Consider the following 24593-nt stretch of genomic DNA (forward strand, 5'->3'; position numbering starts at 1 on the left):
CGATAAAACTACTTTTTCTTTTTATAAAATTGCTAACAAATTCCATTTCTATATTCTTTTTAAAGTGCCTATCTTAGCGACTGCAAATAGTCACTTTTACTATGGAATTATACAAAGAAAATCAACTTAAGATATACAACTCTTTAAGCAAATCAAAAGAGCTTTTTAAACCCGTAACAGAAGGTCGCATAGGAATGTATGTATGCGGTCCTACCGTATATAGCAATGCTCATTTAGGAAACGTACGTACGTTTATGTTTTTTGATGTGGTGTATCGTTATTTATTACACCTAGGGTACAAAGTACGTTATGTACGTAATATTACCGATGCAGGTCACTTAGAAAATGATGCTGATGAAGGTGAAGATAGAATTGCAAAAAAAGCACGACTAGAGGAAATTGAACCGATGGAAGTAGTGCAACGTTACACGGTTGATTTTCATAACGTACTTAATAACTATAATTTTTTACCACCTAGCATCGAACCCACAGCAACGGGACATATCGTAGAGCAGATTGAGATGATTAAAGAAATCATGGACAAAGGATTAGCTTATGAAGTAAATGGCTCGGTATATTTTGATGTATTAAAATACAACGAAACAGGTAACTACGGAATTCTTTCAGGTAGAAAAATAGAAGAAGCTATTCACAATACCAGAGCGTTAGACGGACAGTCAGATAAGAGGAATCCGCAAGATTTCGCACTGTGGAAAAAAGCCGATGAACGCCATATCATGCGTTGGCCTTCGCCTTGGAGTGATGGTTTTCCAGGATGGCACTTAGAATGCTCTGTAATGAGTACCAAATATTTAGGAGAACAGTTCGATATTCATGGTGGTGGAATGGATTTAAAATTCCCGCACCACGAGTGTGAAATAGCCCAATCGCAAACTTGTAGTGGTGTAAAACCTGTAAATTATTGGATGCATACGAATATGTTATTGTTGAACAGTCAAAAAATGGCAAAATCAACAGGAAACTATATTTTACCCAATGAAATTTTAACGGGAGAAAATACCATTTTAGGAAAACCATTTTCGGCAAGTGTCGTTCGTTTTTTCAATATGCAAGCGAATTATCGCAGTATTTTAGACTTTTCAGGCGAAGCCTTAGAAGCAGCAGAGAAAGGACATGCAAAGTTAATGGAAGCAGTTAGTTTCTTAGATAAATTAGAAGCAAGCAATACGTCAACTTTTGATGTTCAAAAATGGAAGCAAGATTGTTACGATGCCATGAATGACGATTTTAACACGCCTATTTTAATCTCGCATTTGTTTGAAGCGGTTAAAGTTATCAATCAAATCAAAGAACAAAAAGCAAGTCTAACAACAGAAGATTTACAAGTGTTTAAAAACACCATCAAAGCATTTGTTTTTGATGTATTAGGGTTGCTAAATGAAACTTCTGAAGGAAATAATTCCGATAAATTGAATGGCGTTGTTGAAATGTTAATTCAAATGAGAAAAGAAGCACGTGAAAATAAAGACTGGGCATTGTCTGATGAAATCCGTGATAAACTGTTAGCCTTAGGAATTCAATTAAAAGACGGAAGAGAAGGAACGACGTTTACGGTGAGTTAATGATACAATGATACAATGATACAATGAGATAATGATTCAATGAGGTAATGATTCAATGAGGTAATGAGTTAATGGGGTAATAAGTAGGCTGAAGAATGTTTGAGGAATAGAAAATACCATAGATAGCTCATTTCGATAGGAGTCTAGAAATTTTAAACAAGAATTGAAAAAATAAAATTTGAAACTAAAAACAATCATAGCATATCCTTTTATATGGCTAGTTCGATTTTACCAAACAGCGATATCTCCGTTTACACCAGCAACGTGTAGGTATTCGCCAACGTGTTCGAGCTATACCATCGAGGCATTGCAAAAACACGGATTGTTTTATGGTGGTTGGTTGGCGTTGAAAAGAATTTTTAGTTGTCATCCATGGGGAGGTAGTGGTTACGACCCTGTTCCAGAAAAAAGAGAAAAAAGTAGGAGTCATAGCGAGGATTTTATACCGAAGTAATCTCTTTTTTAAGATTGCTTCAGTACATTCGCAATGACAATATTAAAAACTAAATAAGAATAGATGAATTTTTTATCCATAGTGTGGGATTGGGACCCAGAAATAATCAATATTGGAGGTTTTGGTATTCGTTGGTACAGTTTAATGTTTGTAGCAGCGTTTATTTTGGGACTGCAATTAATGAAAAAGATATACATCAACGATAACATTCCTGTTGAAAAGTTAGACCCATTATTTATGTACGTTTTCGTTTCTATGTTAATAGGAATGCGTTTAGGAGATGTATTTTTTTACAGTTGGGATTATTACCAAAACCACTTGCTAGAAATCATATTACCATTTAAAAAGCAAGAAGGAGCCTCGGCTTTATTTGGATTGTTGGATGGGTGGAAATTCACAGGGTATACCGGTTTTGCCAGTCACGGAGCAGCAATAGCGATTCCTATAGCGATGTACTTTTATGCTAAGAAGCACCTACACAAGCCATGGCTGTTTATTTTAGATAGATTAGGAATTATGGTGGCTTTAGCAGGATTTTTTATTCGACTTGGGAACTTTTTCAATTCAGAAATTTACGGAAAACCTACAGGTAGCAGTTTCGGAGTCATTTTTAAACGCGCAGGAGAAACCGTACCACGTCATCCAACCCAATTATACGAAGCCTTTAGCTACTTAGCACTGTTCTTTGCATTGTGGTATTTTTATTGGAAAACCGATAAGAAAAATCAAACAGGATTTTTATTCGGATTATTCATGGTCGTATTATGGTCTCTTCGCTTTTTCATAGAATTTTTAAAAGAAGCACAAGTTGATGGGCGAGAAGATTGGGTATTCAATTCTCTAAATACAGGTCAGGTATTGAGTATTCCACTCGTACTCATTGGTCTTTGGTTAATGTTTAGAAAACCCAAAACAACCGCATAAACATAACAAAAAAACTCCAAGTAAACACTTGGAGTTTTTTGTTATGTTTTCATTTGTAAATCATTGAAAAATGTCATTACGAACGAAACGCAGTGGAGTGACGTAATCTTATGAAAACGAGTAACTCAAAACCTTCAAACCGCTTATATCGATTCGAGGTGACAGTAATCAAAAACAGATTGCTTCGTCCTTCTCTCCTCGCAATGACTATGTTCAAAACCTTAAAATCGCTTACATCCATTCAATGTAGTTGTCATCAAAAACAGATTGCTTCGTCTTTCTCTCCTCGCAATGACCATATTCAAAACCTTGAGATCTCTTACACCCTTTCGAGGTGACAGTAATCAAAAACAGATTGCTTCGTCCTCCTCTCCTCGCAATGACCATGTTCAAAACCTTAAAATCGCTTACATCCATTCAATTTAGTTGTCATCAAAATCAGATTGCTTCGTCTTTCCCTCCTCGCAATGACCATACTCAAAACCTTGAAACTGCTCACATCCATTCGAGGTGACGGTAATTAAAACAAATTGCTTCGTCCTACGTTCCTCGCAATGATGAAAATCAACTAATAATAGCTTCATGATGAACGGACACAGAGCCTTCCAAGACGATACTTAGTAAAGCTATTGATAATCGTAGTATCACTTCTCAATACAAAATTACTTTCATTTCATTCAACTAATTTTACTCGAAGAGACAATGGGTCTAAATGCGAACTGATAAAGCACAAATCGTATTACAAGCAAGTTTGAAACTTACGAACAAACTAGCCGAACTGAAAGCATAGAAAGCATGCTAATTTTTAAAGTGTTAAACTATCTATAAAGCTGAATTAAAACGTATCTTTGTACCCCAAAATTTTGATATGCGTACCAAAACAACAAAACAAAACAAAATCAATGTCGTTACCTTAGGATGCTCTAAAAATGTATATGACAGTGAAGTGTTAATGGGGCAGTTAAAAGCCAATGGTAAAAACGTGGTTCATGAAGATGAAAATGACGATGGAAATATAGTCGTAATCAATACCTGCGGTTTTATTGGTAAAGCCAAAGAAGAAAGTGTAGAAACCATTCTACACTATGCACAAAAAAAGGAAGAAGGCGAGATCGATAAAGTATTTGTAACTGGTTGTTTAAGTGAACGGTACAAACCAGATTTAGAAGCTGAAATTACCAATGTAGATCAGTATTTCGGAACCCACGACTTGCCAAATTTGTTAAAGGTGTTGGAAGCAGACTATAAACATGAGTTAATCGGCGAACGCTTAACAACCACTCCACAACATTACGCCTATTTAAAAATAGCCGAAGGTTGCGACCGCCCCTGTTCATTCTGTGCCATTCCGTTAATGCGAGGAAAGCATGTATCGACTCCCATTGAAGATTTGGTTACGGAGGCTACGAAGTTAGCTGAAAAAGGCATCAAAGAGATCATGCTGATTGCGCAAGATTTAACCTACTACGGATTGGATATTTACAAAAAACGTGCGTTGGCAGATTTACTGAAAGAATTGGTAAAAGTAGACGGAATTGAATGGATTCGTTTGCACTATGCATTTCCTACAGGTTTTCCTATGGATGTGTTAGAAGTAATGAAAAACGAGCCAAAAGTGTGTAATTATTTAGACATTCCGCTACAGCATATCAACACCGAGATTTTAAAATCGATGAAACGTGGTACGACCCATGAAAAAACGACAGCACTGATACATAAATTCCGAGAGGCAGTGCCAAATATGGCAATTCGAACTACACTCATTGTTGGGTATCCAGGAGAAACCGAAGAACAGTTTCAGGAATTGAAAGATTGGGTAGAAGAAATGCGTTTTGAACGTTTAGGGGCTTTTGAATATTCACACGAAGAAAACACAGGGGCGTATGCCTTAGAAGATAATGTTCCCGACGATGTAAAGTTCAGACGAGTGAACGAAATCATGGAAGTACAATCGCAGATTTCTTGGGAATTGAATCAAGAAAAAATAGGAAAAACCTTTACGTGTTTGTTCGATAGAAAAGATGGTGAATACTATTACGGACGTACCGAGTTTGATTCACCCGATGTAGACAACGATGTGATTGTAGATGCCCGTGAGCATTATATCAAATTAGGAGAATTTATCGATATTGAGATTTTTGACGCTGGCGATTTTGATTTGTACGGAACTCCTGTGGTAAAGCAGGAAAAACCTATACCTTTAAATAAAAGGAAATAGTTTGAAAATAAGCTTGATGTTATGCTGTTAGCTTTTGAGATCAACTATCACTATCATGAGTGTGCAAAATTCAAATAATCTAAGAATCTAACGATCTAAGAACGACTTATCCTACTATGAAAAAAGCCTATTTTAACTGGAGTTCAGGGAAAGATTCTGCCTTGGCATTCTATAAAATACTGCAACAAAAAGAATACGAGGTACAAAAATTAATTACCAATGTAAATCAAGACTATCAGCGTGTTTCCATGCACGGATTGCACGAAGATTTATTAGATGCACAAGCAAATAGTATCGGAGTTCCGTTAGAAAAAATATACTTTCCTGCTGAGGTTACGATGGAGATGTACAATCTTAAGATGAAGGAGAAAACTGCAGCTTTAAAATCAGAAGGCTTACATTATGCTATTTTTGGAGATATTTTTTTAGAGGATTTAAGAGCGTATCGTGATTCCAAATTACAAGAAGTAGGAATCACGGGAGTGTATCCACTCTGGAAACAAGATACCAAAGAATTATTACGAGAATTTTTAGCGCTGGGTTTTAAAACCATCACCGTTTGCGTGAATGCTAAATTGTTAGGAGAAGAGTTTGTTGGAAGATTGATTGATGAAGATTTTATCAACGAACTTCCTGAAGGTATAGATGTTTGTGGAGAGAATGGTGAGTTTCATACCTTTTGTTATGACGGACCTATTTTTAAGAAACCTGTAGCATTTGAAATAGGAGCGAAGGTGTTAAAATCATACACCTTGCAAGAAAATGAGGACGATACCTGTTATCAGGATTCAAAAAAAGGTAAAAAATCAGCAATAGCGACTTCTAAAAATTACGATAGCAGTTTTTGGTATTGTGATTTACAATTGAAAAAGTAACCTACTTATTGTTTCTAATATCCCTTTAGCAGGAACATTTTCTAAGCAAGAATTACATGCATTGTACATAAACAAGCAATCGATAAAATCGGTTAGTATATGTAGTAGTAACCCGAATCCAATAATGCTGTATGGCTTTTTTAAAAAAAGTAAAAAAAAGTACACCCCCATTGCATAGTAAGAGTGAAGTGGATGAAAACCGAAACTACATCGATGCGGGTCGAATATAGGAGTTGCTAGTAGGTGGTCGATGTCTACCAACATAGTAGCAAGCAAAATTAAAGCTACTTTTTTCCATTCCTTTTTAAAGAAGAAAAAAGCAATCAAAAAAGGAAATCCGAAGTGTAAAAAATAGTGAACAAAGTGTTGCATTGTTAGTACTTTGCTGCCCCTATATTCTCAGCACTATTTTTTATAAAATCACGAAGATCGTCATTTGCTTTTTGCAAATCTTCTTTTCTAAGGTACATCATGTGTCCACTTCTATAGCCTTTAAAGAAGAGTCTGTTTTTAAGTTTACCACTTGGGTCAATTTTTCCCATGGTATATTTAGCAGCAGCGTATGTAGTAGCTCCATCGTAATAACCAGATTGTACTAAAACTTTCAAATACGGATTTTGTGCCATGGCCTTGCGTAAGTTTTCACGTGCATTGTTCTTGCTAAAATCCCAAGGCTGCACTGTACCAAACATATTGTATTTTACATCGGTTTTAAAGTTCAATACATTTTGAATGTAGTAATTAATAGCAGGCGTAAAAGAATGCAACCAAGACACCAATTCGGGGCTGTAATCTGGCTTTGTACCCGATTCTCTTCTGTCAATTCCCAAATACCTACTATCTAAACGTCCGATGGTTTTTCCTGAAGTATCTCTTAGTAATTCTTTCCAAAAATAACTATTTGGAACCTCTAAATTATGTTGTAGTATCACCTCTTTTTTTATTCCAGAGTAATACGCCATTTTTTCAGCAACTTTGTTTTTCTCTGCGTCATTGATGAATCCTCCTTTTGCCAAGGCAGGAAGCAAGGTATTGACAGCAAAATTCTCCGCTTCGGGTAAAATTTCTAACAAGTCTTTTTGTTGCAATTCTGGTGGTAACATTTTATGATACCATGCAGCAGCAGTAAAGTAAGGGAAATTGATAGCGTAATCTTCGGAACTTTGTGTTCTTAATAATTGATAATCGGCAGGAGAAACCATAATTACTCCGTTCAGATACATCCACTGGTTATTTTGTAGTTCATGAGCAAGTTGCATGACACGAGTACCGCCATAACTTTCACCGATGATATATTTTGGTGAATTCCATCGATTGGTTCGAGTAACAAAAAGATTCAACCAGTCTGCTAAATATTTTGCATCCGCATTAATTCCGAAGAAATATTTTGCATCCACCTTTTCTTCAGCAGCAACTATAGGTCTTGAATAAGCGGTATTTACAGGATTTACAAATACAATATCAGCTTCGTCTAAAATAGAGTAGGGGTTGTCTTTTATACCATAGGGTTGAATCGGGTTTCCCTCATCATCTATTTTTAAAATTTTAGGTCCTGTGTAAGCAATATGCATCCATACAGAAGCAGAGCCGGGTCCACCATTAAAGGACATTAGCAAGGGTCTTTTTTCGCTGTTGGAAACATCTGTTCTGTAATAATAGGTATAAAAAAGTGTAGCTTTTGCCACTCCATTGGCATCGTATACGGGTTGTGTTCCTGTTTGTGCTTTATAGGATATTTTTTTGCCTTTGATAGTTACCGAGCTAGAAGTAGTAACGATAGTATCTAATGGAATTCTTTTGTCTTGAGAAAAAAGAGTAATTGAATATAGAATGGCTACTACGAATATAATTTTTTTCATGTTTGGAAATTACTTGGAAAGCTAAAAGTATCAAAACTTTTCAAAAACACCTAAGCCAAATAAGGCAAAATCGTATTTAACAGGATCTTCTTTGTCAAATTCTCTTAAGATGGTGTCTAACTCTTGAATTGCTTTCCAATCGTTTTGCTTTCGGGTTAAAATTCCTAGTTTTCGGGCGATCGTTCCTGTGTGTACGTCAAGCGGACAGTGTAAATGTGCCGTCGAATGGGTTTTCCATATTCCTAAATCAACTCCAGTCGAATTATCGCGTACCATCCAACGTAAAAACATGTTAATTCGCTTGGAGGCAGAACCTTTTAAAGGGTCGGAAACGTGTTTTAAAGTTCTTGGCTGATGCGGAATCTCAAAAAATATTTTTTTAAAGTTGTGAATGGCTAACTGGTAGTTGTCGGCATTGTTTTTGGGTAGTAACACATTTTCTAATCCCCCATGATTTTGATAGATGTTTTTAAGTGACCGAATGAAAAAGCTAAAATCTTCAGCATTGAAAGTACGGTGTACAAATCCGTTGAAATGAGTCAGGTCGTCTTCTGAATGATTCATTACAAAATCATACGGAGAGTTTCCCATTAAGTCCATCATTTTATGGGCATTGTTAATAATCATTTTACGATTTCCCCAAGCAATGGTAGCTGCTAAAAACCCAGCAATTTCAATGTCTTCTTTTAAAGAAAATTGATGCGGAATTTGAATTGGGTCACTCTCAATAAAATCAGGATTATTGTATTGTTGTACTTTTTCGTCTAAAAATTCTTTAAGCTCTTTTGTATTCATTATGATAACAAATCTCCTGCAAAACTAAGCAAAACAAAGAAGGCATTATAACAGGCATGTAAAAGGATACTCCAAATTAAACCAAAACGCACTCTAATGAATCCTAAATAGCCTCCTAAAATAGTTTGGGGAGCGACTAAAACGGGGGCTAGTAGCAGTACGTTGGTCGTCATATTAAAATTGGTTAAATGTATCAAACCAAAAAGGATCGTAAATACGTAAAAAGCTATTTTGAACACTTTTTTTCCATGAAACAAGGTTAGGGGAGCTCTAAAAAACAGTTCTTCAAGCAATGGAGCAAAGATAATTACAAGAAAAGCAATGAGTCCTTTTGACGTTGTTTTTAATAATTCTTCCATAGCGTGCTCGTTCATATCTACCCAGCCTAACTGCTCAATTAATAAGAAGAGAGGACTCAATACAGCACCTGTAACAATACTGATGACAAGTAGGTGTAAAAATTTTTGAAATCGGTAGGATGTATCTAGGTTATTATCTTGCTCTAAAACAGGGTTTTTAAGATAGGTAATAAGTTCTTGGAAAGTTTCTTTCATGAATCGTTGATTTCTTTATTAGTAGTAAGAAACTCAAAATAGTTACATTACTCTACTATAATTCCGTCTTTCATTGTAAGCGTTCTATCTGCCATTTGTGCCAATTCTTTGTTATGAGTCACTAACACAAAGGTTTGTCCAAACTCATCACGTAGTTTAAAAAACAATTCGTGTAAGTTTTTTGCTGAAGTAGAATCGAGATTTCCCGAAGGCTCATCGGCAAAAATAACCGAAGGCTCGTTTATCAATGCCCTGGCAACCGCTACTCGTTGTTGCTCACCGCCAGAAAGTTCATTAGGTTTGTGGTTTTCTCTATGCGATAACCCTAAAAAGGCGAGCAATTCTTTAGCTCTTTTTTCGGTTTCTGTTTTTGATTTTCCTCCAATATAAGCCGGAATACATACATTTTCTAAGGCAGTAAACTCGGGTAATAATTGATGAAATTGAAAGATGAATCCGATATGTTTATTCCTGAAAGAAGAAACTTCTTTATCGCTTAAGTTTTTGATTGAAATACCATCTACATACAATTCGTAATCTTGTTGCTTTAACGGTTTGTCTAAAGTTCCTAAAATTTGCAATAAGGTTGTTTTCCCAGCACCTGAAGGACCAACAATAGCCACTATTTCACCTTTCTTTATGTGTAGGTTAACGCCTTTTAAAATTTCAACATCTCCGTAATGTTTGTGAATGTTTTTTGCTACAATCATGTATGGTATAATTATGAATTACGAATTTTCAGTCTGTCATAAATAAACGAACTTTTTATATACGTAATTTATAGTTGTATATGGTATTATATTCTATGTGACGAATGTATAAAAAAGAAATCAGATAGACTTATCAAGTGTACCTGATTCCTAACAATATATAAATCTATTTTAAAATACATTTTTTAAATCGTTATAATCAATAAAATATACCAAGCGAAGCGAAAAAGTATGTTGGTTGGGTTCGTTAAAAAGATTTTCTAAGTTTGTAAAGAAACTCTGTGTAGCGTTTTCGTTAGAACTAAAAATAGAATTTCTGTAAAAAGCTATGAGTTGACTACCAGGTGCAAATTGCCACACGTAATTTAAGTCTAAATTCCAGCTGTTAAAGTTCATGTCGTGTTCACCATTATATAACGTGTTTTCTAACATTCCGTTTTGCTGATTTAGTTCATAAAACTGACTGTAAGGAACTTTACTCCAGTTATGCCTGAATGAGAGTGATAATGAAGAGAGTGGACTAAAAGTATACTTACCTGTTAACGAGTTGTTGTAAGATGTCCAATCACGTTGTCCGAAATAAATATGAGTATCATCACTATTCACAAAACCAAACTGATTTTCTGATTTACTGTAGTCTAATCCATAAATTAACGAGAATTGGTTGTTAAAACGGTATCTTGGTCTAATTGCAAAACCATAACTCATTTGGTCAACGTCACTAATAATTTGTCGATTAAAAGTGAAATAAAAATTGTAATCAACTGCCATTTTTTTTCTGTAGTCGGAAGAGCCCCAGTGATTCACGTTTAATCGTTCGGGTCTGTTAAAAAAGATACCACTCGTACTTCCTTGTCTGGGTTCAAAGAAATCTTTACTTTCTGTTCTGTAATTTAGATTTCCTCCAAAGCTAAATCGTGTTCTAGTATTGGCAAAAAAGGACAAGCTAGAGTTGGTGCCTGTGTAGGTACCTGAATAATGTAAAAAATTAATATTATTAAACCAAGTAATGGAGTAGTTGTTAAAAATTCCTTTCGGTTTTAATAACTGATAACCAACGAATCCGTAAACTCCTTGTTCGTTATTACTAAATAGAATTCCCATATCATTGGGATTGTAATCTTTATTTTCAAATTGGTATCCAATTTCCCAGCGCCAATTCCCTGCGTGTTTTCCTATACTGGTATCAAAAGCATATCCAGTATTTGGTTCGGTCGGGTCGTCGCTAATGTTGGTCATTTTAAACGAGCCATCAATATTATAGGTACTTTTTTTATCTTCTACATGCCATAACAAACCCGTGGCGTTGGCATCTCTAAAATCACCTACCCTTGTTACGTTTGTATTGATTAAAGTAATAGCTGAGTTTTGGTTGAATTGTTGGTCCAACACCATGATATTGTAATTGGAAAAAGGATTGGTTGTTTCTTTTCTAATTTCTTGAGTGCTGTTATTTTGAATGGTGGCTTCTGTTTTGTCTGTAATAGCATTGAAAAAACCAATTCCCAGTCCATTTTTAGTTCGACCAGAAATTTTTATAGCATTCAGCATTTGCACTTTGTCATCTGATTTTACCAGTGTTTCGTTTTCATTGTCTACTTGAGGAGATCTAATAGGAGCAGCTCCAATTCTTCTGGAGTAAAACAAACGTCCTTTGGTAAAAAGTTCCGTTCCTTCTGTAAAAAACTGACGTTGTTCTGTAAATTGTTGTTCAAAAGGACCTAGATTCAAAACGACATCATCGAAGCCCACTTGGCTAAAATCAGGAACTAGGGTAGCGTCGAGTGTGAAGTTTTCGGTAAGACCATATTTTACATCCATTCCTGCACTCCAGTTAAACTCGGTATTGCCATCAAATGTTTTTGTAATTGCAGAAGCATACGGATAAAAACTTAACCGAGTAGGAGGTTTTATATTTTCAAAGTTTTCGACCAAACCGTCATATTGTGTCCAAGATCCTTGGGTATTATCAATAAAATTCCAAGTATAGCGGGCATTTAAGTTTCGTATTTCTCTATGAAAATTCATTCCCCAAGACTGTATTTTTTCATTAGCAAAACGAAGTGCCCTGTAGGGTATTTTTAACTCTACCGTCCATCCATTATCTAAAATTTTGTGAGCACTGTCCCAAACAGCACTCCAATTAAAATCTTCGTTTCTACCGTTAGACACTTTGGCATCTAACTGCACCCCCGCAGCCGTAACGATAAACATAACTGGATTTTGACCGTCGTCGATAGGATTAATCATGGCCATAAAGAAATCAGTATTGGCGAAGTTATCTCTGTTGGCAAATTCAGCGGGTATTTTTTGTGGTTCAGGCGCATACATCATCGCACTGATATACACTGCATCATCATCGTACACCAATTTAACTTCTGTCTTGTGCGTACTGGGTTCGGGTTTGCCATTATCAGGACGCATCATTACGAAATTATTGGCAATAGGAATGTTTTCCCAAGCGCTGTCGTTTAAATTGCCATCTATTTTTGGAGGAGTGGCAACGCGTACGGCCTCTATTTTTTTTCTATTTTCATTAATGGTTTGTGAGATGATTTCTTTTGAAAAGAAAAAAAGAGTAACAATTAGTGCTATGATCCTTCGCATAGTTTTATTAGAGGTGTATTATTGGTAGAGCTAAATTATTATGATTTGAGCTAATATATCATAAAATCATGTTAATTAAACTAAAGACGTGTTAAAAAAACAGCTGTTACACTTTAGGTACTAAAAAAGCGTAACAAAATAGAAATTAAAGCACAAATTATAAGCTATTATAAATTGAATTTGTATTTTTGTTCGACTTTAAAAATTCATATCTAATGAACTTACACGAATATCAAGGTAAAGAAATATTAAACAGTTTTGGCGTTCGTATTCAACGTGGAATTGTTGCAAATACTCCAGAAGAGGCTGTGGAAGCAGCGAAGAAATTAACAGAAGAAACAGGTACTGGTTGGCACGTAATTAAAGCGCAAGTACACGCAGGTGGTCGTGGAAAAGGTGGAGGTGTTAAGTTGGCTAAAAACTTAGATGAGGTAAAAAGTATTGCTAATGACATTTTAGGAATGATGTTGGTAACTCCACAAACTTCAGCAGAAGGGAAGTTAGTGAACCAAGTGTTAATTGCTGAGGATGTATATTATCCAGGAGATAGTGAGCCAGATGAATTTTATATGTCAGTTTTATTAAACCGTGCTACGGGTAGAAATATGATTATGTATTCTACCGAAGGAGGTATGGATATTGAAACGGTGGCAGAAGAAACGCCACACTTAATTTTTACAGAAGAAGTTGATCCAGCAACAGGATTGTTACCTTTCCAAGCTCGTAAAATTGCGTTTAACTTAGGGTTAAGCGGTGCAGCTTTTAAAGAAATGACAAAATTTGTTACGGCATTATATACCGCTTATGTAAAGTCTGATTCATCGTTGTTTGAAATCAACCCAGTATTAAAAACTTCGGATGATAAAATCATGGCGGTTGATGCGAAGGTTACCTTAGATGACAACGCTTTGTACCGTCACAAAGATTATGCAGCAATGCGTGATTTACGTGAAGAGAATCCTATTGAAGTAGAAGCGAATGCTGCAGGATTAAACTATGTAGACTTAGATGGAAACGTAGGATGTATGGTAAACGGAGCTGGTTTAGCGATGGGTACGATGGATTTGATTAAGCAAGCAGGTGGAGAACCAGCGAACTTCTTAGATGTTGGTGGTACTGCAGATGCACAACGTGTGGAAACTGCTTTCGGAATTATTTTAAAAGACCCGAACGTAAAAGCGATTTTAGTAAACATTTTTGGAGGTATCGTTCGTTGTGACCGTGTGGCACAAGGAATTGTTGATGCTTACAAAAATATGGGTGACAAAATTAATGTGCCTATCATTGCTCGTTTACAAGGTACCAATGCTAAAGAAGCCAAAGAATTAATTGATAATAGCGGAATGGAAATTATCTCAGCAACCGAGTTCCAAGAAGCAGCGGATAAAGTACAAGAAGTTTTAAGTGCTTAAAACTTTGTAATTAATTCTTAGTAATATATTATTAAACCTCACTTTTACAGTGAGGTTTTTTTGTTAGAGATTCGTTATCTATATATAGGGTAGCTGTTGTAAGTTAGCAAGTGTTGAAAAAAACGTAGGTATGTTTTACCAAAAACACTACTATGTTTTATCAAAAACACTACTACGTTTTTATAAAAACATTACTATGTTTTGTTTTAAGAAATTTTATGTAAATAAAAGTTACTCAGCACAATTTTCGCAATAGGTTTTTCTTAGGTAGGCGTCTTCTAATAACTGAAAGGTTACTCCTCCTTCTAAAGATGGGTTGAATAGCTTACAAAAGCGGTCTTTGTTTTTGGTAATAGCGTTTAACATAATGGTTCGGTACTCAGAGCTTGCGGTTAGTTTTTTATTGATGATGGTTAAGTTGATGTAGTAAAAAAGTAAGTCTTCGTCGATAGTAATACTTCTTGCTTTTTTATCTAATAGGCTCACAGCTTCTTCCATATTAGCATAATAAGTTAAAAACTGTGCCAAGCTTAAGTAATCGTAGTTAGATAAAGGGAATTTGTGATAATTGTTAACTATGTATTTTACGGCTGTATCTTTTGCCTTGTAATTTCTTTTTCGCATTTCTTTTTCAGCTTTTACGATATAAAAATTCACTAACATTCTGTCAATGAGTGGTTTCGCTATCCCGTATTTTTTTAGATTTATAATTTCTTTTTTAAATGTTTCCTCGTTAACAGGTTGTGCATTGCTGCGCCAAATGATAAATTTTAAAACAGCCAAATTATATTGAATCCTTTGGTTTTTAGGGTCTAACTTTTGAAGTTGCTGTAATTCACTAGTAACAATAAGTGCTTGGCTAATGTTTACCAAGTATTTTATAACACTGTTCTTGGTTAACAATGTAAGGTATTTTTTCTGCCTAGGAATTTCCATTGCAAGCAATGTTTCTGGCGAAAAATTACTTTTCATTTTTTCTAAAATAGCGTTTTGTATCGCCGCCGCTTCTTCTAATTTATCTTTGGCAATACGTTCGTTAAACAGTGTAACAAGTTTTGTTACTGTCATATTTTTATACTTGTCTATTTTATCCAATTCTAAAATCACTACTGCTTTTCGATGTTTTTTCAAATAGGGCTCTAATTCAGCAGCTGTTGCTCCTACTAATTTTCTTTTTACTTCTTTTTTTGAAAGTACTGCTAAATCAGCATAGTTGGTATTTTTAATGTCATTTAAAAACTCTACCCAGTTTTCTGAGCTAGAAATTTGAGTAACTATTTGAGGTTGTTGAAACGTTTGTAGGGCAGTAGCAATACTTTTAGCGCGTTGTTCTTGTAGTTCCTTATTTCTTTCTAAACTGCCCTCAACAGAGGCATAGGCTTTGATATCAATTTTTTTAATTGTAAAATCTGTTAGGCGTAACGAATCATATAAGGGTTTGATATCTTCTGGTAAATACGTTGCTTTGTTTTTTTTAAAAGGAATGGTGAATTGTAAGGTTTTGTATTTTTTTACAAATGCTTCCTTACTTGTGGTAATTGCTTTTGTTTTATATGCTAAAGAATCTAAATACACTCCCATATCTAACAATTCCCAAGGGTACGATTCTAAATTGTAAATCGAGTAATACTTGCATAGTACTTTATTATTTAAAAACAAAATGTTGAATTCTAAATCGTCTTTTGCCAAAGGTTCTGGTACTTTACCTACATAAACCCTAAAATTAGTGTTAAATGGTTTTAGGTTTCTACGCAGTTCTTTAGCATATACGGGTTGTAGTACCAAGCCTTTTATTTGTTGCGGAATGATTTCTTCGCCACAGGCATACCTTGTTTTTGGTACAATATCTACGGCAATACCATCACCCGATTGTTTGAATAATTTGGTAAACCACTGTTTGTCACTTATTTCAAAAAACAGGGTATTGCCTTCTCTTTTAATACCAAATCGAATCTCTTTTGGTTTTTGACGAAACATTTGTGAAAAGTATTGGCATTTTGCGTTTCGTTCGTTGTTATTGGTAGGTATAACGATGCCGTACTGGCTTTGTGCTAGTACCAAATTTCCTATAAGTAGGGCTAAGATTGCTAACTTTTTTCTCATGCTTTTTTTTTGTTTAAAAGGTGCCTGTTGTAATACAGACTGTTATTGGTTTTGGTATGGTGTTTATTCTTCGATTTAAGTTAAGAAGTTTTTCTATTATCTAATGTTGATAAGAAACTAATTTAATAGTTTCTGCAATACCACTAAGTTTACCTTCAAATATTTTTACTTCTACAGGAAAGGTGTTTTCTAAATACTCGTTAATATTTAATACTGAATGTAACGGTAGTTCTATTTCATTGGTGACATACATTTCATAAATAGTATTACCCAAATCACTTTCAGGGTCTTTCCTTATAAGTTTTAAGAAAAAACAATCAAACCCCTGTATTATTTTTCTGTTTTCTAAATCTTTAATCACTACATACTCATATTTTTTATTGAAAAGATTATATTTATTATACAAATGTTGCTTTGTCTTGTCATAGTAATGTAAAATCCCTTTTTCTTTTAATATCATCAAATAATCACCTATCATTTCACCATTTTGTTTCTTATATCGCCAAATAGAATCATTCGTGTATTCTACATGAATTTCTATATCACTAGTTTTTTTAAAAATATTGATAAGGTTTAAAGATTTTAGTTTTTTGTTTATAAGTGAATCTTTTTCTCCCAAAGGGTACTCACTATCAATTAACGAATCCTGTTTTTGTTGAAAGTTGGACAATCCTTCTTGAGAAATTTGCATTGATTTTTTGAAAATAAAATGGTTATAACTATTTAACTTTTTATTTGTCTGCGCTACTGCTACATATCCGTTTAACAATAAAATCATTACAACAATACCTTTTTTCATATATCTTCTTTTTAAATGATAATCAATAAGGGAGTTACTTGTTTTAAGTACCTCCCTGTATTCATATGCTAATTACAAAATTTAATAAATTACCGCTACGTTATCTAATTCACTTACCTCTATAAACTCCATTCCTGTAAAACCATTTTCTTCTATGGCATTTTTAAGTTTTTCGGATACAAAATACCCACCTGGTGATGCATTGACGATTCGAAACATATCTTCAGTGGCTTTGCTTAAGTTTAAAGTAACTTTACGATGAAGTAGCATTAATTGGTCTTTGCGTAACTCTTTTTGTTTAAATACGTATTCGTCATAATTATTTACTAAAACAGGTTGTTGAATACTTGAGTTATCCCAGTCTCCTAATTTTTTGGAATAAAATTCACTGTTAGAAAAATCGATATATGAACCTTGTTTGGTATCGTTGATCAAAAACAAATTATAATTGGTTATTAACTGCTTGTTTTGCCAAGTTTTTATTTTCCAGTCTTGGTAATTCCCAATATTAAAACTTTTTAGAAAAGCTAAAAAATCATCATCAATAACTAAAAAGTCGCTAATTGCTACAACTTTAACATATGAAGTTTTTTTTGCTTTTTTTTCAAGGATTGGTTCAGGTAATGTAAAGTCAAAATCAATTCTTCCTTCAAGCGGAATAAAATCTTGTTGAATATCTCCTAAAATACATTCTTCACTTTGCGGAAACTTTCCTAATTCTTTTATAGTATTACTGAATGTTAATTTAAAATATTTCATAATCTTATGGATAACGTATTAAATCGGCTATCTGTTCTGAATTTAAATTAGGGTCATTTTTAATTAACGTCCTGATATGATTTGCTAGTTCAGTAATAAAACTATAGGCTTCGTCTGGAATTTTAGTACTAAATAAAAGTAATCTTAATTTAGGTACAAAGAAGTATATAGAATTTTGTTAGAAATAATTGAACTCAACATTTATTACAAAAAAGAGACTATTTCATAAATAGCCTCTTTCTAAGTTTACTTATTATTTTGAAATAGATAAAAAGCTTTAAAACTTTTAGAAAAACCAAAATGGTAAATTGCCATTGAATAAACAAAAACCATAATACCAAAAGGTATTTTATTTATAAATGAAATTTCTAAAGTATTGAAGCTAATTAATAACCCAAAAAGGGCTACAGAAAATAAAATAATTAACACTATTTTAGCCCATTTTTTTCCTTTATAAACCATTAGTAAAAGAGTAACAGTTAACGAAAACCGTATTAATTGTTGAAAAAGTTTTTTAAGTTCTATTTCAGGTCTAACTGAGTGGTAAAAATATATACTATGTATAGAAACTAATAAAATACTTATAGAAATTAATATTGTTCTCCTTTTTCCAAGTTTAATTAAATTGTCCATTTTAATAAATTACTTCAACTTTATCTAATTCACTTACTTCTATAAACTCCATTCCTGTAAAACCATTTTCTTCTATGGCATTTTTAAGTTTTTCGGATACAAAATACCCACCTGGTGGTGCATTAACTATTCGAAACATATCTTCAGTGGCTTTGCTTAAGTCTAAATAAACGTTTTTTTCAAGTAACATTAATTGGTCTTTTCGTAACCTTTCTTTCTCAGAAACATATTCATCATAATCGTTTACTAAGACAGGTTGTTGAATACTTGAATTATCCCAGTCTCCTAATTTTTTGGAATAAAATTCGCTGTTAGAAAAATCGATATAAACATCTTGTTTGGTATCGTTCATCAAAAACAAATTATAGTTGTGTATTAACTTTTTGTTTTGCCAAGTTTTTATTTTCCAGTGTTGGTGGTTTCCTATTTCAAACTCTTTTAGAAATGCTAAAAAATCATCATCAATAACTAAAAATGTAGTTCGAATGAATGCTACATCTAAAAGCGAAACTTGTTTTGCCTTTTTTTCAAGATAGGGTTCAGGTAACATAAAGTCAAAGTCTATTCTTCCTTCCCAAGGAATAAAATCTTGTTGAATATCTCCAAAAACACCTTCTTCGCTTTGAGGTTTTACACCAACATTTTTTCTATCTCTACTATTTTTTAATTCAAAATATTTCATAGTTCTATGGATAACGTATTAAATCGGCTATTTGCCCAGAGTTTAAAGTAGGGTTATTTTTAATTAACGTCCTTATATGATTAGCTAGTCCAATGACAAAATTATAGGCTTCGTCGAAAGAAGCATTTGGGTTTATAACCTTGTCATATTTATCTAAAATTTCAAGTACTTTATCATTATAACGATTATGTCCAGTCAAATGTAAATCATTTAATCTAGAGATGCCATTTAAGGCTTCATTTAAATGAAAGGCATGTTTAGAATTGGCGGCTTTTTGTATCAAGTTATGTCCCTTCCTTGCCCAAGGAATTAAATGGTGGGCGTGTAAGGCGGAATCTGTAATTCCTAAAACCTTTCGTAAAGTGCCTCGACTTCCAAATGCTACCCCATCTGCGGTAATTTTCCATACCAGTTTTACCTTAGTTCCTATGGTGCTAGCTTTTACAATTTTTAAACCGTATTTGGTAGCAACACTTCCATAGCCCACTATAGGTATAGCGCTTGCAAAACTTAAGGTGGCATTGACACCGTCTCCTTCAATGGCATACAGAACTCCATTGGTTAAGTCTGCTATTTCTCCTACTACAGGTATTAAACCGAAAACATCTAAACTGATATGAATTCCGTCTTTCGTAGCCTCCCAAAACACTTTGGTCTTTGGCCATTCAGGGTTTAAGGCTTTTAACGTAGCTATTTTAAATATAAAATATTGTATAATAGGATCTGTAAACTCAACATTAGAAGCATCTATAACCATATATTGATTTACAGTATTTAAAAAATTATAGTCTAAACTATTGTAGATTTTATTTTCGCTAAATGCTTGCAAAACAAAAGACAAAGTATTGTTTTGGTCAGTTGTTTCTAAACTGATAAGGCTTGTAATTTCTTTCGCAAAAGCTTTCGCTTCTAGGCTAGTATTTCCGATTAAGAAAGTATCAATTTTAGCAGCCTCTGTAAAATTAGCCTCTAACCATGCTAGCTCTGCTTTGGTTAGGCTATAGTCTAGCTTTTTATTAATTTCTTGCGCCAATGCTTTCTCTGGTGAGGTGGTAGGGTCTGAGCCATCTTCGTTTATCGGGGTGGTATAGGTTTCACCAGTAGTGGTATCGTTTGTAGTAGTACCTCCGCCTGTTGTAGGTTCAGAAGTACCCGAACCTGTTCCTGTGCTACCTCCTCCAGAAGTTGTTGAATTGGTTGGAGGGGTGTATGTACCACTTTCGCAATGCGAAAAATCGATGATCGTAACAATATTGGTTCCTGAACAAGGATTGTTACAAGGGGTATTACTGGTGCCATGTATTGGCGGGTAATCTTGACAGGCATATTTTAAGGTATGGTATAGGGTTGAATTTCTGTATATACCGTTCCTTCACATTCATCGTCTGACCCACCCTCTGGCGGTGCCCAATCAATAAATTCGTCCTTAGCAGATAAATTTATGTTTTCTAAGCTTAGGTATTTTTCTGGTATTTTATAAGAAATGGCTTTGCCGTACGGGTTTTCTAGAGCAACCTCAGGTTTTTGTTGGTACGATATTAAAAAATAAGTAAAAGTATTTTGGTACTTTTTAACCAGAAAGTTTTCAAAATACGATGCTGTTAAAACAGGCTTTTTAATTTGAAAGGTCCATGTAACAACGTTTTCGGTAGTTATTTTAGTTACTTTTTCTGTAAGAATGTTTAAGCCCTCAGCGATTTCTTCTTCTTTGTATTGTTTGCTGTTTGAGAAGTTTTGTTCTAAAAGAGGTAACGACTTCTGAATTTCGGTATCTTTTAATAAATCGTCATAGTTAAGTTTTTCTAGCGTATAGTTGGCAAGTCCTTTTTGTTCTTGGCTAAAAGCTACTTCTTCTTTTTCGCAATTCCATAGCAATAGTGAAAATCCAAAAAGGAGCAGTCCTATTTTTAAAAGGTTGGTGAATGGGTTTCTTTTACTTTTCATGGTATATAAATTTTAATGAGTTACAATTTTTTGCTAAAGATACATGCTTGTAGCTTCAAACACAATTAGGGTTATCCCTATTTGTTTTCAATCTTTCTCAGGGAAAACCCTGAGATTTTGTTAACATTTGTGTTGAGTTAATTCTTGTTGTAATTATTTACAAGGCAGAGGAAAGCATAATAAAATAGAAACTGGTAAGTCACTGACTTACTTTTTTGCCTTTTTTGTACGGAGGGTGTACGATTTTCGCTTTTTTAGGGGTAAAACTATAGGTTTTCTTTCAAAACCTGAATTTCATCACGCAATTGTGCCGCTACTAAAAAGTCCAATGCTTTGGCAGCTTTTTCTAATACGAAAAAATTGCAAAAACACTATCTACGTTAATTACTTCAAAAAGTTATAACCAATTTTTAAAGAAAAGTTATTAAACGCTGCACGATCGTTTAAGTTAATAACATTACTAGAAGCATAGATTTTTCTTGAGTTATTATATCTAAATTCTAAACTAATTTTATGATTAAAGTTATATCCAAAACCAAAGAAGAAGTTAACGAATGAGTCTAACTCTGACGATTCAATAGAGTTTTCAAATTCAAGTTCAATTTCTCCTTTTGTTATCAAGTCAATAACCATACCTGCATTTAGAAAAAGTTTATTTTTTTGATTTAAAAAAAATAATGCCTACCCCCAATAGGTAGTTCAATAGAATTATATTCAATTTTTCCTTCAGTGTAAATGGGTTGATTCACTATAGTGCCTGAACTAGGAACTACGACTTCTTTATATCCCGTTAAAAATGTTTTTTCATCATTATAAGATTGATAAGTGGGCTCTGTAAAGAGTGACCATTTATTGTTATTAAAAGGAAAAACATATTCAATTTCAGTACCTATTTTGTAGGCGATTTTGGGGTCAAAGTATGAATTCAAACTAGCAGAAAATGAATTACTTGATTTAGAGATACCTATGCTAAACTTTGCATAAATATTTAACTTGCCTTTTTTAGATGTTTGGCTGTAAACAGTTTTTAAAGAGTTATGACAAGAATTATATTTTGTAAAGTAATCTACTAAGTTTTTTTCATTGTAGGTAATATTGGATTTTAAGTTAGTATCGTTACAGTCAAGCTCTTCTCTTAGTGTTTTTTGGTAATTTAGGTTTTTACCAAGAGTATTTTTTTTTGTTTTATAAAGTTTGAATTCTAACGGAAGAATTTTAGAGTCTTTTTTCTTATAGAAAAAATAATCTACGCCCCCAGAGTTGTATTTGTATAAGTTTGCTTTACCTTCAACTAAAACCTTAAGGAGCAACTCTTCTTCTTCAAACTTAGATGTTCTTGATTTGTCTAGATTATTTAGGTCGCCGTTATAGCGATTTACTTTTACTAGATGTTTTTCTAAATGAATTTTTTGATTGATAAAAACCTTTTTTAGTGATTTTTTGTGAATAGTATTAACTTTAGAATTTTCATGAATCTTATAGTCAATAGATGAAGGTATATTTATCCAATCTTCATTCTTAATTAGACAATCTACTTTATTACCTTCCATGGTTAGGTAATAACCTTTTTCAAATTTTGCTTGTGAAAAAAGATTTCCTATTATAAAAAATAGTGCGAAAACAAGTTTGAATTTCATGTGTACTTAGATATAGTTAGCAATTTGTGTAAAGAGATGCAATTTAATGAAAAAATTTATAAATTTCCTTTTAAAACCTCTATTTCATCACGCAATTGTGCCGCTACTAAAAAGTCCAATGCTTTGGCAGCTTCTTCCATTTGTTTACGCTTGGTACGTATGCGTTTTTCTATTTCTTGTTTGGGTAGGTATTCCAAATCTTGTTCCGCAGCCTTTTGAGTGGCATTATCGTAATGATACGAGGTAATTGCGTTTTTAGACAAGGTATTGTCTATCTTTTTATTGATTTGTTTGGGCGTAATTCCGTGAGCCGTATTATACTGAATCTGCTTTTCACGTCTGCGGTTGGTTTCGTCAATGGTGAGTTGCATACTGTTGGTAATTTTATCCGCATACATAATGGCTTTTCCATGCACGTTACGAGCAGCACGACCTACCGTTTGTGTTAATGAGCGGTGTGAACGTAAAAAACCTTCTTTATCGGCATCTAAAATAGCTACTAACGATACTTCTGGAAGGTCTAAGCCCTCACGAAGTAGGTTTACTCCAATCAACACATCAAATAAACCTTTACGCAAGTCTTGCATAATTTCTACACGTTCTAAGGTATCTACGTCAGAGTGAATATAACGGCAGCGTACTTGAATTCGGGTTAAGTATTTTGCCAATTCTTCTGCCATACGTTTGGTTAAGGTAGTAACTAAAGTACGTTCGTCTTTTTCTACACGAATTTGAATTTCTTCAATTAAATCATCAATCTGATTTAAGCTAGGGCGGACTTCGATTTCTGGATCTAACAATCCAGTAGGTCGAATGACTTGCTCTACAAACAAGCCTTCGGTTTTTTGTAATTCGTAATCTGCAGGAGTTGCCGAAACATAAATCACTTGATTTTGCAAGGCTTCAAATTCTTCAAATTTTAACGGACGGTTATCCATAGCCGCAGGCAATCGGAATCCGTATTCTACCAAGTTTTCTTTTCGACTTCTGTCTCCGCCATACATGGCATGTACTTGCGGTATGGTAACGTGACTTTCATCAATTACCATTAGGTAGTCTTCAGGAAAGTAATCTAACAAGCAGAAAGGTCGTGTACCCGCTTCTCGTCCGTCTAAATAACGAGAATAGTTTTCAATTCCTGAGCAGTATCCTAATTCCCGAATCATTTCTAAATCGAATTCGGTCCGTTCTTGCAAGCGTTTTGCTTCTAAATGCTTTCCGATTTCCTTAAAATAAGCTACTTGTTTTACCATATCATCCTGAATTTGATGTATGGCATTTTGTAAGATATCAGGAGAGGTTACAAATAGGTTAGCAGGATAAATATTGAGTTTTTTTAACCGCGCAATCACTTCGTTAGTTTCAATATCGAAAGTTTCAATTTCTTCGATTTCATCTCCAAAAAAATGAATTCTATAGCCATTTTCTCCATAAGAAGGATAGATGGTAACGACATCTCCTTTTACTTTAAAGGTACCGCTTTTTATCTCTACTTCGGTACGTGCATATAAACTAGTTACTAATCGGTGTAAAAATTTTGTGCGAGAAATTTGCTGGTCGACTTCAATGGTAATGACATTCTTTTTGAATTCTGTTGGATTTCCAATACCGTATAAACACGAAACTGAGGCGACTACTAACACGTCTCTACGTCCTGAAAGTAGGGAAGAGGAGGTGCTAATTCGTAAGCGTTCTATTTCATCGTTGATAGATAAATCTTTTTCAATATACGTTCCAGTAACAGGAATATAGGCTTCGGGTTGATAGTAGTCATAGTACGAAACAAAATACTCCACAGCATTATTAGGAAAGAACTGTTTGAACTCAGAATACAATTGAGCAGCCAGCGTTTTGTTATGTGCCAGCACTAAGGTTGGACGGTTGACTTCAGCTACTACATTGGCTACTGAAAACGTTTTACCAGAACCAGTAACTCCTAATAGGGTTTGGTATCTTTCGTCGGTTAGAATTCCGTTTGAAAGTTGTTTAATGGCTTGGGGTTGATCGCCAGTAGGTTTAAATTCAGAGTGTAATTCAAAGTTCAT

At 34.1% G+C, this 24593-nt stretch carries 23 protein-coding genes and 1 pseudogene; 7 read left to right on the plus strand and 17 right to left on the minus strand.

The window, feature by feature from the left end; all coding sequences use genetic code 11:
* Nucleotides 1–101: 101 nt before the first annotated feature.
* The 5 genes from cysS to P8625_RS00070 all read left to right on the plus strand — a co-directional run bounded on the left by cysS (nt 102) and on the right by P8625_RS00070 (nt 6054).
* Entirely contained in the window at nt 102–1583 is a 1482-nt protein-coding gene (gene cysS, locus P8625_RS00050; RefSeq protein ID WP_279651462.1) for a cysteine--tRNA ligase, read from the plus strand.
* A gap of 178 nt (nt 1584–1761) precedes the next feature.
* Nucleotides 1762–2037 carry a membrane protein insertion efficiency factor YidD gene (gene yidD, locus P8625_RS00055; protein WP_279651463.1) on the plus strand — a complete coding sequence of 92 codons (276 nt, stop codon included), beginning with the start codon at nt 1762–1764 and terminating at the stop codon, nt 2035–2037.
* A gap of 63 nt (nt 2038–2100) precedes the next feature.
* Nucleotides 2101–2961, plus strand: a complete 861-nt coding sequence (gene lgt, locus P8625_RS00060; RefSeq protein WP_279651464.1) for a prolipoprotein diacylglyceryl transferase — start codon at nt 2101–2103, stop codon at nt 2959–2961.
* Nucleotides 2962–3829: 868 nt separating this feature from the next.
* Nucleotides 3830–5179, plus strand: coding sequence for a 30S ribosomal protein S12 methylthiotransferase RimO (rimO, locus tag P8625_RS00065; RefSeq protein WP_279651465.1), 1350 nt, complete (start codon nt 3830–3832; stop codon nt 5177–5179).
* A gap of 116 nt (nt 5180–5295) precedes the next feature.
* The gene (locus P8625_RS00070) at nt 5296–6054 is read left to right on the plus strand and encodes a Dph6-related ATP pyrophosphatase (protein WP_279651466.1); all 759 of its coding nucleotides are present in this window, start codon (nt 5296–5298) and stop codon (nt 6052–6054) included.
* Here P8625_RS00070 and P8625_RS00075 read toward each other — a convergent pair.
* The 6 genes from P8625_RS00075 to P8625_RS00100 all read right to left on the minus strand — a co-directional run bounded on the left by P8625_RS00075 (nt 6037) and on the right by P8625_RS00100 (nt 12579).
* Nucleotides 6037–6426, minus strand: coding sequence for a DUF6122 family protein (locus tag P8625_RS00075; RefSeq protein WP_279651467.1), 390 nt, complete (start codon nt 6424–6426; stop codon nt 6037–6039). The two genes, P8625_RS00070 and P8625_RS00075, sit on opposite strands and share 18 nt — an antisense overlap.
* Before the next feature lie 2 nt (nt 6427–6428).
* Nucleotides 6429–7913 (minus strand): S10 family peptidase, encoded by a 1485-nt coding sequence (locus tag P8625_RS00080; RefSeq protein WP_279651468.1) that lies wholly within the window; start codon nt 7911–7913, stop codon nt 6429–6431.
* Between the two features lie 30 nt (nt 7914–7943).
* The gene (locus P8625_RS00085; RefSeq protein WP_279651469.1) at nt 7944–8708 is read right to left on the minus strand and encodes a TIGR02757 family protein; all 765 of its coding nucleotides are present in this window, start codon (nt 8706–8708) and stop codon (nt 7944–7946) included.
* On the minus strand, nt 8708–9262 hold the full coding sequence (locus tag P8625_RS00090) for a CPBP family intramembrane glutamic endopeptidase (protein ID WP_279651470.1): 555 nt from the start codon (nt 9260–9262) through the stop codon (nt 8708–8710). Before P8625_RS00090 ends, P8625_RS00085 begins: the two co-directional genes overlap by 1 nt.
* Before the next feature lie 47 nt (nt 9263–9309).
* Nucleotides 9310–9972, minus strand: a complete 663-nt coding sequence (locus P8625_RS00095) for an ABC transporter ATP-binding protein (RefSeq protein ID WP_279651471.1) — start codon at nt 9970–9972, stop codon at nt 9310–9312.
* Nucleotides 9973–10143: 171 nt separating this feature from the next.
* Nucleotides 10144–12579, minus strand: a complete 2436-nt coding sequence (locus P8625_RS00100) for a DUF5916 domain-containing protein (RefSeq protein WP_279651472.1) — start codon at nt 12577–12579, stop codon at nt 10144–10146.
* Nucleotides 12580–12794: 215 nt separating this feature from the next.
* Here P8625_RS00100 and sucC point away from each other — a divergent pair, with 215 nt between their 5' ends.
* Nucleotides 12795–13991, plus strand: coding sequence for an ADP-forming succinate--CoA ligase subunit beta (gene sucC / locus P8625_RS00105; RefSeq protein ID WP_279651473.1), 1197 nt, complete (start codon nt 12795–12797; stop codon nt 13989–13991).
* Between the two features lie 231 nt (nt 13992–14222).
* Here the strand turns inward: sucC and P8625_RS00110 are convergent, their stop codons facing one another.
* The 6 genes from P8625_RS00110 to P8625_RS00135 form a co-directional block, all read right to left on the minus strand.
* A complete protein-coding gene (locus P8625_RS00110) occupies nt 14223–16094 on the minus strand; it encodes an OmpA family protein (protein WP_279651474.1) in 1872 nt (623 codons plus the stop codon).
* Between the two features lie 100 nt (nt 16095–16194).
* Nucleotides 16195–16893 carry a hypothetical protein gene (locus tag P8625_RS00115; protein ID WP_279651475.1) on the minus strand — a complete coding sequence of 233 codons (699 nt, stop codon included), beginning with the start codon at nt 16891–16893 and terminating at the stop codon, nt 16195–16197.
* Nucleotides 16894–16974: 81 nt separating this feature from the next.
* Nucleotides 16975–17652: a hypothetical protein gene (locus tag P8625_RS00120; RefSeq protein ID WP_279651476.1), complete on the minus strand. Its 678-nt coding sequence runs from the start codon at nt 17650–17652 to the stop codon at nt 16975–16977.
* Between the two features lie 246 nt (nt 17653–17898).
* Nucleotides 17899–18285, minus strand: a complete 387-nt coding sequence (locus P8625_RS00125) for a hypothetical protein (protein WP_279651477.1) — start codon at nt 18283–18285, stop codon at nt 17899–17901.
* A 1-nt stretch (nt 18286) separates the two neighbouring features.
* A complete protein-coding gene (locus P8625_RS00130; protein ID WP_279651478.1) occupies nt 18287–18967 on the minus strand; it encodes a hypothetical protein in 681 nt (226 codons plus the stop codon).
* Between the two features lie 4 nt (nt 18968–18971).
* Complete coding sequence (locus P8625_RS00135; protein WP_279651479.1) at nt 18972–20000, minus strand: AHH domain-containing protein; 1029 nt, start codon at nt 19998–20000, stop codon at nt 18972–18974.
* A 70-nt stretch (nt 20001–20070) separates the two neighbouring features.
* On the opposite strand from P8625_RS00135, the gene P8625_RS00140 reads away from it, so the two are divergent.
* Nucleotides 20071–20280, plus strand: a complete 210-nt coding sequence (locus tag P8625_RS00140; RefSeq protein ID WP_279651480.1) for a hypothetical protein — start codon at nt 20071–20073, stop codon at nt 20278–20280.
* 16 nt (nt 20281–20296) lie between these two features.
* On the opposite strand, the gene P8625_RS00145 is transcribed toward P8625_RS00140, so the two are convergent.
* The 5 genes and pseudogenes from P8625_RS00145 to uvrB all read right to left on the minus strand — a co-directional run bounded on the left by P8625_RS00145 (nt 20297) and on the right by uvrB (nt 24593).
* On the minus strand, nt 20297–20911 hold the full coding sequence (locus P8625_RS00145; RefSeq protein ID WP_279651481.1) for a hypothetical protein: 615 nt from the start codon (nt 20909–20911) through the stop codon (nt 20297–20299).
* Between the two features lie 266 nt (nt 20912–21177).
* Nucleotides 21178–21252 (minus strand): annotated as a pseudogene (locus tag P8625_RS16310) (UvrB/UvrC motif-containing protein); the annotation flags it as partial.
* 43 nt (nt 21253–21295) lie between these two features.
* A complete protein-coding gene (locus P8625_RS00150; protein ID WP_279651482.1) occupies nt 21296–21544 on the minus strand; it encodes a hypothetical protein in 249 nt (82 codons plus the stop codon).
* Between the two features lie 32 nt (nt 21545–21576).
* Entirely contained in the window at nt 21577–22548 is a 972-nt protein-coding gene (locus tag P8625_RS00155) for a hypothetical protein (protein ID WP_279651483.1), read from the minus strand.
* Between the two features lie 56 nt (nt 22549–22604).
* Nucleotides 22605–24593: an excinuclease ABC subunit UvrB gene (gene uvrB / locus P8625_RS00160; protein ID WP_279651484.1), complete on the minus strand. Its 1989-nt coding sequence runs from the start codon at nt 24591–24593 to the stop codon at nt 22605–22607.

The organism is Tenacibaculum tangerinum (assembly GCF_029853675.1).
Lineage (GTDB): Bacteria > Bacteroidota > Bacteroidia > Flavobacteriales > Flavobacteriaceae > Polaribacter > Polaribacter tangerinum_A.

Coding starts and splice junctions, on each gene's coding strand:
- cysS (WP_279651462.1), top strand. CDS start 102: ATGGAATTATACAAAGAAAATCAACTTAAGATATACAACTCTTTAAGC.
- lgt (WP_279651464.1), top strand. CDS start 2,101: ATGAATTTTTTATCCATAGTGTGGGATTGGGACCCAGAAATAATCAAT.
- rimO (WP_279651465.1), top strand. CDS start 3,830: ATGCGTACCAAAACAACAAAACAAAACAAAATCAATGTCGTTACCTTA.
- P8625_RS00070 (WP_279651466.1), top strand. CDS start 5,296: ATGAAAAAAGCCTATTTTAACTGGAGTTCAGGGAAAGATTCTGCCTTG.
- P8625_RS00075 (WP_279651467.1), bottom strand. CDS start 6,426: ATGCAACACTTTGTTCACTATTTTTTACACTTCGGATTTCCTTTTTTG.
- P8625_RS00080 (WP_279651468.1), bottom strand. CDS start 7,913: ATGAAAAAAATTATATTCGTAGTAGCCATTCTATATTCAATTACTCTT.
- P8625_RS00085 (WP_279651469.1), bottom strand. CDS start 8,708: ATGAATACAAAAGAGCTTAAAGAATTTTTAGACGAAAAAGTACAACAA.
- P8625_RS00090 (WP_279651470.1), bottom strand. CDS start 9,262: ATGAAAGAAACTTTCCAAGAACTTATTACCTATCTTAAAAACCCTGTT.
- P8625_RS00095 (WP_279651471.1), bottom strand. CDS start 9,972: ATGATTGTAGCAAAAAACATTCACAAACATTACGGAGATGTTGAAATT.
- P8625_RS00100 (WP_279651472.1), bottom strand. CDS start 12,579: ATGCGAAGGATCATAGCACTAATTGTTACTCTTTTTTTCTTTTCAAAA.
- sucC (WP_279651473.1), top strand. CDS start 12,795: ATGAACTTACACGAATATCAAGGTAAAGAAATATTAAACAGTTTTGGC.
- P8625_RS00110 (WP_279651474.1), bottom strand. CDS start 16,094: ATGAGAAAAAAGTTAGCAATCTTAGCCCTACTTATAGGAAATTTGGTA.
- P8625_RS00115 (WP_279651475.1), bottom strand. CDS start 16,893: ATGAAAAAAGGTATTGTTGTAATGATTTTATTGTTAAACGGATATGTA.
- P8625_RS00120 (WP_279651476.1), bottom strand. CDS start 17,652: ATGAAATATTTTAAATTAACATTCAGTAATACTATAAAAGAATTAGGA.
- P8625_RS00125 (WP_279651477.1), bottom strand. CDS start 18,285: ATGGACAATTTAATTAAACTTGGAAAAAGGAGAACAATATTAATTTCT.
- P8625_RS00130 (WP_279651478.1), bottom strand. CDS start 18,967: ATGAAATATTTTGAATTAAAAAATAGTAGAGATAGAAAAAATGTTGGT.
- P8625_RS00145 (WP_279651481.1), bottom strand. CDS start 20,911: ATGAAAAGTAAAAGAAACCCATTCACCAACCTTTTAAAAATAGGACTG.
- P8625_RS00150 (WP_279651482.1), bottom strand. CDS start 21,544: ATGGTTATTGACTTGATAACAAAAGGAGAAATTGAACTTGAATTTGAA.
- P8625_RS00155 (WP_279651483.1), bottom strand. CDS start 22,548: ATGAAATTCAAACTTGTTTTCGCACTATTTTTTATAATAGGAAATCTT.
- uvrB (WP_279651484.1), bottom strand. CDS start 24,593: ATGAACTTTGAATTACACTCTGAATTTAAACCTACTGGCGATCAACCC.